Source organism: Reinekea blandensis MED297, assembly GCF_000153185.1.
Lineage (GTDB): Bacteria > Pseudomonadota > Gammaproteobacteria > Pseudomonadales > Natronospirillaceae > Reinekea > Reinekea blandensis.
Genome location: NZ_CH724153.1, coordinates 173,694 through 186,344, shown reverse-complemented (window position 1 = coordinate 186,344; position 12,651 = coordinate 173,694). Strand labels below are relative to the sequence as shown.

Here is a 12,651-nt window from a genome sequence, read left to right as displayed (position 1 = left end):
AGGAACCATCTGATCACCAGATTACTGCAACGTACTGTCGCGAAAATGCCGATGATCCACCCTTAGGGGCATGCTAAAGTCATCACCCTGCTCATACTCATACGCAATCACCTCGGCGACATCACGCCGTGCCTAACCATGGAGAGTGTTCATGAAACCTGAATCTATCGCACTGCACGAAGGTTATAAGTCCGAAGAAACCACCAAAGCGGCGGCCGTGCCCATTTATCAGACGACGTCCTATACGTTTGACGATACTCAGCACGGGGCTGACCTGTTTGACCTGAAAGTTCAGGGCAATATTTACACCCGCATCATGAACCCGACCACCGGTGTTTTGGAGCAACGTATGACGGCCCTGGAAGGCGGAGTTGGCGCTCTGGCCGTCGCGTCTGGTATGGCGGCCATTACCTATGCAATTCAGGCCATTTGCGAGGCTGGAGACAACATCGTCAGTACCAGTCAACTGTACGGCGGTACTTACAACCTGTTTGCCCACACGTTGCCGCGTCAGGGCATTGAAGCGCGCTTAATTTCTCACGACGATTACGAAGGCTTTGAAAAGGCCATCGATGACAAGACCAAGTTGCTGTTCTGTGAATCCATCGGTAACCCAGCAGGTAATGTGGTTAATATTGCCAAGTTGGCTGAGATTGCTCATAAGTATGGCGTGCCGGTGATTGTCGACAATACCGTTGCCACACCGGTGTTGTGTCGTCCATTCGAACACGGCGCCGACATTGTCATTCACTCATTAACGAAGTACATCGGCGGTCATGGGACGTCTGTCGGAGGCGTGATTGTCGACTCCGGAAAGTTTGACTGGGTCGCGAACAAAGCTCGCTTTCCGGTCATGAACGAGCCGGACCCGTCTTATCATGGTGTGGTCTACACCGAAGCACTCGGTGAAGCCGCCTACATTGGTCGTTGCCGGGTCGTGCCGTTACGGAATACCGGCGCGGCAATCTCCCCGATGAACGCTTTCCAGATCATGCAGGGCCTGGAGACTCTTTGCCTGCGGATGGAACGTCACTGCGAAAATGCTGAAAAACTGGCCAACTACCTGCAACAGCATGAAAAAGTCAGTTGGGTGAATTACGCGGCATTGGAAGACAGTCCGTACAAGGCCACGTGTGAAAAAATCTGTGGTGGCAAGGCATCGGGCATTCTGAGCTTTGGCATCAAGGGCGGTCGTGACGCCGGGGCTCGCTTTATTGATGCCCTGCAGATGGTTTTACGGCTGGTGAACATTGGTGATGCCAAATCACTGGCATGCCACCCGGCGACCACGACTCACCGTCAGTTGAACGCTGAAGAACTGGCATCCGCCGGCGTGTCGGAAGACCTGGTGCGTATTTCGGTCGGTATTGAACACATTGACGACATCATTGCCGATGTCGAGCAGGCGCTGGCTAACGCCTGATCTGAACGCCTGAGGCATCGCCAACCTCGGTGATGTCTCAGGCCAGCGCCTGCGCCTTGGCAAACAGTTTGAGTGCGACCCCGGCAGCACTGGTCCGGTTGTCCACGCCAAGCTTTGAGAAGATCTGTTCCAGATGTTTGTTCACGGTTCGCGGGCTCATCGCCAGTATTTCCGCCGTCTCTCGATTCGTTTTACCATTGGCGATCCAGTACAACACTTCCGATTCCCGCCCGGTCAAGTCCAGTTCAATGCGCAACAGGTCCGCACCCTGAGGCAAATCCCCGTCCAGTAAACGCAGCACCCATTCCCCTTCACGTCGTGACACCAGTTTCACCGCCAAAGGGTACTCTAAAAACGGAACGGTCATCTGGTAACCTGGTTCCGGTGCATTCTGAAACCATTGAGATAATGCACGGCTGAACAAGCCGATCACCTTGTCGCCTTGTAAGCCGGCCTTACCCATTAAGGTGTAAGATTGTGGTGTCGCCCAAAGCTGATGACCCTGATCGTTGACCGCAAAAATCACCTGCCCGGATTCATCCAACAAATGATAAGCCGCTCGGGTCACCGACGCATTCGACAGATGCACTTTCAGCCGCGCAATCAGCTCGTCCGGTTTCACGGGCTTGGTCAGATAATCGACGCCACCAGCTTCGAGCCCGCGCACGATGTCTTCGGATGCACTCAGCCCCGTCATAAAAATCACCGGTGTGTCAGCCAGCCCGGCCAACTTTTTTAGCGCACGACAGGTTTCAAAACCATCCATCACCGGCATCATGGCATCGAGTAAAATCACATCTGGTTTCATTTTCTGCGCGATACTCAACGCCTGCTTACCTTCCAGCGCAACTAGCACTTCCATCCCGGCCGTTTCCAGGGCATCGTGAATAAAACCAAGCGCTTCGGGTGAATCGTCAACAACCAGCGCCAGGCACTCGTTCAACTCCATTCCCATTTCAGGTTGCCTCAATAGACTGTTTCAATTGCGTAAACTGCATGCTGTGCGCCTGATCAACCAGGAACTTAAACTCAGACTCAGACAAATGACCGTTTTGATTCAGACGGTCGAGCGAGTCGAGAATTCCCCGCTTAAAGCCGATGTCCGCCGCACTGATCAGTTCCATCAACTCCGGACAGGACGGCACCCGGATTCGGTAAGACAGCTCATCGCTCTGCGCTACCGGTGCGACGGTGTCAGCACGTCGCCATTTCAGGTTCAGCTGCACACCTATCGCATCCACCAAACGATCGTTATCAATTGGTTTCACCAGATAATCACTGTATCCCACCTCGCGTTGCTGTGACTCTGGCGCGGCCTGTGCGTTGGCCGATAACATCAGGATCGGTTGACGAAAGCCGTCACTGATCAACTGTCGCGTCAGCGCCAGGCCGTCCATGCCTGGCATGGCGATGTCCATGATGATCAGGTCCGGAGAGTTGTCAGCCATCATGGTCAGACATTGCTGCGCGTGGCGCGCGATGATCACATGAAAATCGAGGGAGCGCAGTAAGTCACCGACCATAGCCCGGACACCGGCATCATCATCGACCAGCATAATTATCCGGCGAGGGCCAAGATAACGGCGAATCTGTTGTTGCCTTGCCGGCTCATCCACGACACGATCTAACCACGGCAACATCAGAGACACGGTAAAGCGACTGCCCTGTCCAATGGATGAAGACAGTTGAATATCGCCCCCCATAATCTCAACCAGCAGCTTCACGATGGTCAATCCCAAACCGGTGCCCGGTATGCGACTCGACGCTTCATTTTCGACCCGTTCAAACGGTGAAAATACCCGTTGGTGTTGATCTTCTGCGATGCCATGCCCGGTATCTTCCACGGTAAACTCCGCCACCTGACTGCGATAACGCAACGTTAAGCGGACATAGCCGTCATCAGTGTACTTGACCGCGTTGGACAGAAGGTTAATCAGAATCTGCCGGAGCCGTTTTTCATCGGTTTTAACCCAGGCCGGTAAAGTGCCCTGAATATCCGTCCGGAACTCAATCCCTTTTGCTTTGGCCTGCATTCGGAACATGTCAGCAATCTGTTGCACTAGCTCGGGAAAAGCCACAGACGTCAGGTGCAAGTCCAGCTTTCCGGCTTCGATTTTTGATACATCCAGTAAGCCTTCAATTAAATCCGCCAGATACTGTCCACTGCGGTGGATCGCATTCAACCGGGTTCGTGAGGACGGCGTCGTATCAGGTTGATCGTTCAGCAGTTGGGTGTAACCCAAAATAGATTGTAACGGTGTGCGTAACTCATGGCTGATACCTGACAGATACCGGCTTTTGGCGGCATTGGCATTTTCGGCCAACTCTTTGGCGGTTTGTAAGGCTGCATCAGTGACCTGGTGCGCTTCGATTTCCTGCAACAAGCGTTTGGTTTGTACATTGGACTCTCGCTGGGCATTCATTCGGGACTCATGCGCGAGCAAAAACAGCCAGATCACCACCCCGGTCACAATAATCAGAATAAAAAACAGCGACCACAGACCACTGGCTAACAACGGCACTGACGTACCCGCCTGCAATACGATGTGTCGATAAACGAGCACAAGCAATGCGCCCAACATCAGGTTTACAACCAAAAACCAGGCCACAAACTGACCGGAGCGTCCCAGCACCTGTGAACGTAATCTTGCCGGCACCCGGTTCAACAACTGCTGACTGAATGACGGCTGCGTTTTGCATTGGTCCATGCAGCGCGAGTCCAGAGAACAGCACAGTGAACATATCGATGAGTGATACGCCGGACAGTACAGCATGTCTTCTGATTCGAAATGATTCTGACAAATGGCACAAACCGATTCCGTGTGGTGCCTGGCTTCGGGTTGGCGAGCCAGATAGTAACGCCCCCCAGTCAACCAGGCCATGAATGGCATCATGACAAAACAGACGGCGATGGTGGCAAAGTGCCCAAGCGTCTGCACTCCCTCACCAAACAATCCGATGTAAAAACAAAAACCTACCAGGGTCGCCACGACCATTGACACACAACCGACCGGGTTGATGTCGTAGAGGTGTCCGCGCTTAAACTCGATGACATCCGGGCTTAATCCCAGTGGCTTGTTAATCAACAAGTCCGCAGATAAACAACACAACCAACTGACGGCCACAAAAGCAAACACACTGAGAATGGACTCAAGCACCCGATGAATGCCGAGCTCCATCAGTAACAGCGCCAGCGCGACGTTAAAGACCAACCAAACAACCCGGCCCGGATGCGTGTGTGTCAGCCGCGAAAAAAAGTTGGACCAGGCAATGGACCCGGCGTAGGCATTGGTGACATTAATTTTCATCTGCGAAATGATGACCATCAAGGCTGCCAGAATCAGTGCGATCCGATCAGACTGCACTAAATAGCCAAAGGCTCTTTGATACATCAGCGTTGGGTCGGCGGCGTCGATTGCGTTCAGGCCCTGCTGTATCGCCACGTAAGCCAGAAAGGAACCCAACAGCATTTTAACGGTGCCAATCAGCACCCAGCCGGGACCGGACAGGATTACCCAGAACCACCAGCGACCTTGGTTATCGGCCGTACGTTCCGGCATGAACCGAAGGTAGTCGACCTGCTCACCGATCTGCGCAATCAAGGCAAAAAAAATGGACGCCGCCGCACCAAAGTATACCCAGCTGAACTGGTTACCACCGGTCAGCGTTCCCGGTGCGTAACCGGTCCAGGCCTGGAACTGCTGCCATTCAAAAAACACCACCACACCCAGCGCTGCTATTTGCAGCAATAACCAGGTGGTTTGCGTTCCGACCTGAAACTTACTGATGGCTGTGATACCGCGTAAGACAATCGGGATAACAACGACCGCACAGATCACATAGGCGAGCGCCAACGGAATCCCGAACAACAGATGCAACGCCGAACTGAGAATGGATGCTTCGATGGCAAAAAAGATAAAGGTGAACGTGGCGTAGATCAGCGACGTGATGGTTGAACCCAGATAGCCGAAACCGGCGCCTCGTGTCAACAGGTCGATATCCAAACCATGGCGGGCGGAGTAAACGCTGATGGGCAGCCCGGTGATAAAAAACAACAAGGCCACCACCAAAATGGCAATGGTGGTGTTCACAAACCCATAACTGAGTGTGACAGTGGCGGCAATGCCTTCCAGTGCCAGGAACGCCGTCGCTCCCAGGGCGGTTCGACCGACGACACTGATGCTCATGTGTCGACCCGCTCTTGCGGTAAAGCGTAAGGCAAAATCTTCCAGCGTCTGGTCGGCGACCCATTGATTGTAATGACGACGCACGCGCAAGATGCTTTTCGTCGACGATGAATTCGGATCGGCTGTGGTCATGGCGGCTCAACGTGCGATAACGGTGCACTGCAACCTGTACATGCACCCTAACCTCTCACTTAGTGGTCTTTCGACCCGAGAGGATGACAAACAACGGACCACGTTGCAGACTTTGTGCCATTCGATAGTGCACACCAGTCCGACAGCAGCACCGTTACGTACTAAGCTTGGTCGGACAGATCAGGTGACACAGTATGAAACTCACCGGGAGTTAACATGGGTCAACGAAAGCTTAATCGACAGAGCGTGCGACGATGGCGATTCACCATCGTCTGCGGTCTGTGCGCTTTCCTGATCAGTTGTAACAACGCCAACAGCCTGCTTGACGATTACCTTTCGCGTCTGCAACGTACCCTCGACGTAGACATCCCCAGCCCCGAAACCCTGACATTGCCCGCTTTCCCGCCCAGACGGGACTTGCTCATCGATATTCCGGACAGTCGCATCAACCTCATCGAAGCCTGGGAGCTGAATCATTGTCAGGTGTTCAGTCTGATCGGCGAACGCAACAGCATTCTTGGCAAGCTCAGTGAGGCCGATGTCCGTTTTGATTACGAACGACGCCTGTTAAATGCGTTACCGGACTGCATTGAAGATGATGCAACGTCAGACGATACACGCGAACTGCTGACCACTGTGCTCATCACGAAACGCCGTCAGTTGAAAGATGCCTTGTGGAACGCGACCTTTGCTCAAGCGGACTTCGCCCATCTTTTTTCACTCAGTGAACGGGAACTGAAACCGGATGAACCACTCAATATCGCGCTTTATGAGCAAGTCTTATCTCAACTTGTTCATTGGCCAAAGGGTGAGTCGGCCGTCTCATCAGAGCACGTCAGCCATGGCGTGAAACTTGGCAGTGAATTTTCTTTGGCCGGCGCCACTTTACAATCGCAGCGTCTTGCCATCATCCGTCTGACACAGGCGAACCAAATGCTGTTACAGGCTACCGATGCGTCGAGCCTCTGCCCTAAGGGATTAACGCTGCCCGAACTGGAGTTTGCCCGGAACGTCATGATGAAGAGTTTCATCGGAAAGGTGCAGCCCTGGTTAGTGACCGTGGCCGACGCTGAACGGGCATCGCTGGCGCAAACCTATGCGTTTGCACAGACTTTCCCGACGACAGAGCAAGGAAAGCTGGTCTCTTATTTTGAAGACACCCGTGCGATCAATCATCGCTTCCGCGAGATCATTCGGTTGCATACCGAGCGTTGGCAAGCCCTGTTTGAGACCTGCCAACAGTCGGCGACGCCCTCCTGAGATATCAGTCGCTGACCTTCCAACTCACCGTTTGACCGGCATAGAAAGGAACAATCGGGTCACCGGAAGGCAAGGTGATTTCCTCGGGGATCGACCAGTCCTCTTTGATCAGAGTAATGGTATCGCTGTTTCTGGGTAGCCCATAAAAGTCAGGGCCGTGATGCGCGGCGAAGGCTTCAAACTTATCCAGCGCATCCAATTCTTCAAACACCTGTGCGTACAACTCAATGGCACTCCAGGCGCTGTAACAACCGGCACAGCCGCAGGCATTTTCTTTTTTGGATTTTTCATGCGGCGCGGAATCGGTCCCTAAAAATATTTTAGGCGTTCCGGTGGCAACGGCTGCACGAAGCGCTTGCTGATGGGTATTTCGCTTCAGCACCGGTAAACAGAAATTATGTGGACGGACCCCGCCCACCAGCAGATCGTTCCGGTTTAACATCAGGTGCTGTGGGGTTACGGTCGCTGCGACCTTATCCGACACGTTCATGACAAACTCTACGGCGTCTTGGGTGGTGATATGCTCCAAGACCACTTTGAGCTCCGGATTGTCACGGGTAATGCGGTGCAGATGGGTTTCAATGAAGACTTTTTCGCGATCGAAAATATCGATGTGCGAGTCGGTCACTTCGCCGTGCACTAACAGTAACATACCGACTTCCGCCATAGTTGCCAGAACCGGCGCAAGATTGGCAACATCGGTGACCGCCTTTGATGAGTTCGTCGTCGCCCCAGCGGGGTAGAGTTTTGCCGCAACGACACCGGCTTCTTTAGCCCGTCGAATGATGTCGGGTGTGGTTTCATCGGTCAGATACAATGTCATTAATGGTTCGAAATCGCTGCCTTCCGGGCGAGCCGCGATAATACGATCGCGATAGTCCAGCGCCATCTGTGTATCTATGACCGGAGGCACCAGATTCGGCATCACAATCGCCCGATGGAAACAGCGTGCCGTTGCCGGAACGGTTTCCTGCAGCAGTTCGCCGTCTCGGAAATGCAGGTGCCAGTCATCCGGGCGGGTGATGGTCATTCGTTGGGTCATGTTATTTTTCCTTTTAAATACTTGGCGCCACCGTTAACGATTCTTCAGTAGCTCTTTCAGTTCCAGTAACTGATCGCGAAGCCCAGCGGCTTCTTCGAACTTCAGATCCCTGGCCAGCTTATGCATGCGATCTTCGGTTCGGGTGATTTCTTTAGACAACTCCGCCGCGCTCATCTGCATAAAGCTTTTCGCTTCTTCGCCGGTAATGTGCTCAACTTTCTTCTTGTTGCGAGCCAGCTTGCCTTTACGGCCTGGTGCCTGCGGGGTGCCGTCGATAATATCCGTCACGGCTTTGTTCAGTGCTTGCGGCGTAATGTTGTTGGCCGTGTTATGGGCAATCTGCTTTTCGCGTCGACGCTCGGTTTCCTCAATGGCACGTTCCATAGAGCCCGTCATCCGGTCGGCATATAAGATCGCTTTACCGTTCAGGTTACGGGCCGCTCGACCAATGGTCTGAATGAGCGATCGATCACTGCGCAGGAAGCCTTCTTTGTCAGCATCCAGGATCGCGACCAGTGACACCTCGGGCATATCCAACCCCTCACGCAGCAGGTTAATCCCGACTAAGACATCAAACTCGCCCAGTCGCAAATCGCGAATAATCTCGACCCGTTCAACGGTGTCAATATCCGAGTGCAGATAGCGCACCCGTATCCCATTATCGTGCAGGTAATCGGTCAGGTCTTCGGCCATGCGTTTTGTCAACGTAGTGATCAGTACCCGCTCGTTGACCTCGACACGAAGCCGGATCTCTTCCAGTACATCGTCGACCTGCGTCGTCGCAGGGCGCACTTCGATAATCGGGTCGACTAATCCCGTTGGTCGTACCACCTGATCAACAGTCTGTTGCGAATGCTCTGCTTCATATTTACCCGGCGTTGCGGAAACGTAAACCGATTGCGGCGCCATTCGCTCCCACTCTTCAAACTTCAATGGCCGGTTATCCAGCGCCGATGGCAGGCGGAAACCATACTCCACCAGCGTTTCTTTACGCGACCGGTCACCTTTGTACATCGCACCGATCTGGGGGATGGACACGTGCGACTCATCAATAAACATCAACGTATCAGCCGGCAGGTAGCTGTACAAAGTCGGCGGTGCTTCACCGGGCTTTGCGCCGGACAGAAAGCGCGAATAGTTTTCGACACCGGTACAAAAACCCAACTCCCTCATCATCTCCAGATCATAACGTGTGCGCTGTTCCAGTCGCTGTGCTTCGACCAGTCGATTATCGCTTTCAAAGACCTTCAACCGGTCCTTTAACTCGACCTCGATCTGTTCACAGGCATTGAGAATGGTCTCCCGTGGAGTCACGTAGTGCGTCTTCGGGTAGATGGTGTAGCGGTTCAGCTTTTGCAGTACTTCGCCAGTTAACGGATCGAACAGACTGAGTTTTTCAATTTCATCATCGAACAGTTCAACTCGGATGGCTTCCAACTCCGATTCCGCCGGGAAGATGTCCAGAATATCACCGCGGACCCGATAGGTCCCCCGACCAAAATCCGTATCGTTACGCTGGTACTGCAAGTCAGCCAGTTGCCGCAAGATTCCTCGCTGGTCGATCATGTCACCTTTGCGCAGATGCAGAACCATTTTCAGATAACTGTCTGGTGAGCCCAAGCCATAGATCGCAGAGACCGTCGCTACAATCAGCGTATCACGTCGTTCAAGCAGTGCTTTGGTTGCGGACAGTCGCATCTGCTCAATGTGCTCGTTAACGGAGGAGTCTTTATCGATAAAGGTATCGGAAGAGGGTACGTAAGCTTCCGGCTGATAATAATCGTAGTAAGAGACAAAATACTCGACAGCGTTGTTCGGAAAAAACTCACGAAACTCGGAATACAGCTGAGCGGCCAGGGTTTTGTTATGAACCATCACAATCGTCGGACGCTGTACGGCTTCAACCACTTTGGCCATGGTGTAGGTTTTACCGGAACCAGTCACCCCCAACAACGTCTGAGCTGCCAAACCGGCATTCAATCCATCGACCAGCTTGGTGATGGCGGCAGGCTGGTCTCCGGCGGGTTCGTATTTTGAAACGACTTTGAACGGTTTCATGGTCGCACCTGTCACTGAGTTAATCGCACAGTATAACGGAAGCGACCATGCTTGCTGAAGGCTTGCGAACACTGGATTGTCAGAAACTGTCAGTAGGCTGTCAGTCGTCCTTTACCGCCTTGACGATCAGGTGCTTAACGCGCGATCAGCACGATTTCGGTTTCCAGTTGCTCCGCAGGGACGGTCTGTGGATCGCTGAGATAATGCTCAAAACCCACCGGTTGTTTTGCCAGCTTGACTTTAAAATGCCGTGCCGCAAAAAAGGCCATGGCCCAGGCATTCCCAACAAAGGGATAGGCGCCTCGATGACTGACGACATAGGTTTCACAGGCATCCAGTTCTGAACAGATAAAGGGCTCAGTCACCGCCACTCGCTCGGCAATCGGGAAGGCATTCCGAACGGAGTTAACTGACGTCTTCATGTCCATGTACTCATAGAGCGTAAAGGGGGCACCGGTCACCTGAATATCATGCTGCTGGCAGTACTCATGAAGCTGCTCAAACTGGGCCGGGATCAAACTGCTGAGTTCCGCAGCAGGCGCCTCACCCCTTAACGCCAGATACACCATCGAAGGTTGAGAACGTCGACCGATCAACGTCATTTGACTGGGAATGGATCCCGTTTCAAGCTGACTTTTCAGCATACGGAGCCCACGTTCGTAGTCCATGCCAAGGCTCTGCTCCATCGTCGCTTTTAGGAAAAACAAAAAGAAGGGCAGCTTGGCGCTCAGCGTCCACGTCACCTGAGTGCGCCCGTTCAGTGGAAGAATATGGAAATCCGCCTGGGCGTTGGAACGGAACGGACGAATGAACTCCAGAGGAATGCGAAGTTCTGAATCGGATCGGGATGCCAAGGTCATCCGCCCTTCTCCGACCAGCTTACCCGACCAATGGTAACCAGCCCCGACCTCGCCAGGCGTTCCCTGATAAGTAACTTCACAGTCTGGCTCCATGATGAGCCAGGGCGACCAGATCGGCCAATGGCGAAAGTCGCTGAGGTAATCGATAACCTCCTGTGCCGGTCGTTCGATCTCGATACTGCGTTCCACATTATAAGCCGGCATAACCGTTCCTCCCTGTTGAACCGTTGTCAGGTCGTAACAAAGTTATAGCCCAACGGGCGTCGTCAAACCAGTTTAGCAGCACAATAGCGCGTGCGGTTACCACTCGATCGTTATCAACGACACAAGAAGAATCAAACGGCCACAAAAAAGCCGACCTTGGGTCGGCTTTCTGAATTTTAATAACCGTTCCGATTACAGAACTGACGCGATCGCTTCACACACCGTGCGCATGTTTTTACTCGACAAACCAGCCACGTTAATACGACCACTGCCGACGATGTATATGCCGTGTTCTTCTTTCAGTCGAGCGACCTGCTCCGGCGTTAACCCGGAGAATGAGAACATGCCGTTTTGTGCCTGAATAAAGGAAAAGTCTTTCTCGACACCCAGGTCTTTCAGCGTTTCGACCATCAACTTACGCAAACCATGGATATGCTGACGCATATCGGCCACTTCCTGAATCCATTTCGCCTTTAACTCGGCGTCGGCCAGAATCGTGGTAACCACCTTGGCACCGTGTGCTGGCGGGTTTGAGTAGTTGGCTCGGATGATGGTTTTCACCTGGCTGTATGCGTCATCGGCAACACTACGATCGGATGCCACCAGCGTGAAAGCACCGACTCGCTCATTATAAAGGCCGAAGTTTTTTGAAAATGAACTGGCGACCAGCAACTCCGGGACTTTCTTCGCAAAGGTGCGAAGCCCCTCGGCATCGTCATCGACTCCGGTGGCAAAACCCTGATACGCAAAATCGAACAGTACAACGAAACCGCGACGCTCAGCCAGATCGGCCAATTGCTGCCATTGATCGGCTGTTGGATCGATACCGGTTGGGTTATGACAGCAACCGTGCAACAGGACCGCTTCGTTAGAACCTGCCGTCTCAAGGTCTTCCAGCATGCCAGCAAAATCAAGACATTGATTGTCAGCATCATAGTACCGGTATGGTTTTACCGTCAGTCCTGCGCTGCGGAACACGGCACCATGGTTCGCCCAGGTCGGATCGCTCACCCAGATGTTTTCGACATCAAGTTGACGCACGATGAACTCGGCCGCAATACGCAACGCGCCGGTCCCGCCGGGTGTCTGTGCCGTGCGTGCGAGCTGATTTGAAATGATATTGTGATCTGAACCGAACAGCAGTCCCTGGACCTGACGGCCGTATTCTGCGTCGCCACCAATGGCAAGATAGCTTTTCGTTGTTTCACCCTGCAATAAACGGCGCTCCGCCTCTTTTACAGTGTCCAGAATCGGAGTCACGCCGTCTTCATTTTTAAAGACACCGACACCCAGATTCACTTTTTCTGTACGGGAATCGGCATTAAACGCTTCATTCAACCCGAGAATCGGGTCATCGGGCGCTCTGTTGACTCGTTCAAACATTCATATCACCTTAAAGTTGAGTGAATTTTCATTATGCGCTGAGAGTATAACGAGATTAGTGCGCCATTTGTTGACTATTCTTCGGATGACGCACCACTTTTT

General features: G+C 53.0%; 8 protein-coding genes. 2 read left to right on the top strand and 6 right to left on the bottom strand.

What is annotated here, in order from left to right; genetic code table 11:
• The first annotated feature begins 151 nt into the window (after nt 1-151).
• Nucleotides 152-1,423, top strand: a complete 1,272-nt coding sequence (locus tag MED297_RS15620) for an O-acetylhomoserine aminocarboxypropyltransferase/cysteine synthase family protein (RefSeq protein ID WP_008046591.1) — start codon at nt 152-154, stop codon at nt 1,421-1,423.
• A 37-nt stretch (nt 1,424-1,460) separates the two neighbouring features.
• Here MED297_RS15620 and MED297_RS15615 read toward each other — a convergent pair whose 3' ends face one another.
• Together MED297_RS15615 and MED297_RS15610 are read right to left on the bottom strand one after the other, a co-directional pair.
• Nucleotides 1,461-2,372 carry a response regulator transcription factor gene (locus tag MED297_RS15615; protein ID WP_008046590.1) on the bottom strand — a complete coding sequence of 304 codons (912 nt, stop codon included), beginning with the start codon at nt 2,370-2,372 and terminating at the stop codon, nt 1,461-1,463.
• 7 nt (nt 2,373-2,379) lie between these two features.
• Nucleotides 2,380-5,742 (bottom strand): hybrid sensor histidine kinase/response regulator, encoded by a 3,363-nt coding sequence (locus tag MED297_RS15610; RefSeq protein WP_008046589.1) that lies wholly within the window; start codon nt 5,740-5,742, stop codon nt 2,380-2,382.
• Nucleotides 5,743-5,958: 216 nt separating this feature from the next.
• On the opposite strand from MED297_RS15610, the gene MED297_RS15605 reads away from it, so the two are divergent.
• Entirely contained in the window at nt 5,959-7,002 is a 1,044-nt protein-coding gene (locus MED297_RS15605) for a DUF3080 family protein (RefSeq protein ID WP_008046588.1), read from the top strand.
• A 4-nt stretch (nt 7,003-7,006) separates the two neighbouring features.
• Here the strand turns inward: MED297_RS15605 and pyrC are convergent, their stop codons facing one another.
• The 4 genes from pyrC to MED297_RS15585 all read right to left on the bottom strand — a co-directional run bounded on the left by pyrC (nt 7,007) and on the right by MED297_RS15585 (nt 12,549).
• The gene (gene pyrC, locus MED297_RS15600) at nt 7,007-8,044 is read right to left on the bottom strand and encodes a dihydroorotase (RefSeq protein WP_008046587.1); all 1,038 of its coding nucleotides are present in this window, start codon (nt 8,042-8,044) and stop codon (nt 7,007-7,009) included.
• Between the two features lie 33 nt (nt 8,045-8,077).
• Nucleotides 8,078-10,102, bottom strand: a complete 2,025-nt coding sequence (gene uvrB / locus MED297_RS15595) for an excinuclease ABC subunit UvrB (RefSeq protein WP_008046585.1) — start codon at nt 10,100-10,102, stop codon at nt 8,078-8,080.
• 134 nt (nt 10,103-10,236) lie between these two features.
• Nucleotides 10,237-11,166 carry an SRPBCC family protein gene (locus MED297_RS15590; RefSeq protein ID WP_008046583.1) on the bottom strand — a complete coding sequence of 310 codons (930 nt, stop codon included), beginning with the start codon at nt 11,164-11,166 and terminating at the stop codon, nt 10,237-10,239.
• A 192-nt stretch (nt 11,167-11,358) separates the two neighbouring features.
• Nucleotides 11,359-12,549, bottom strand: a complete 1,191-nt coding sequence (locus tag MED297_RS15585; RefSeq protein WP_008046581.1) for an amino acid aminotransferase — start codon at nt 12,547-12,549, stop codon at nt 11,359-11,361.
• Nucleotides 12,550-12,651 lie beyond the last annotated feature (102 nt).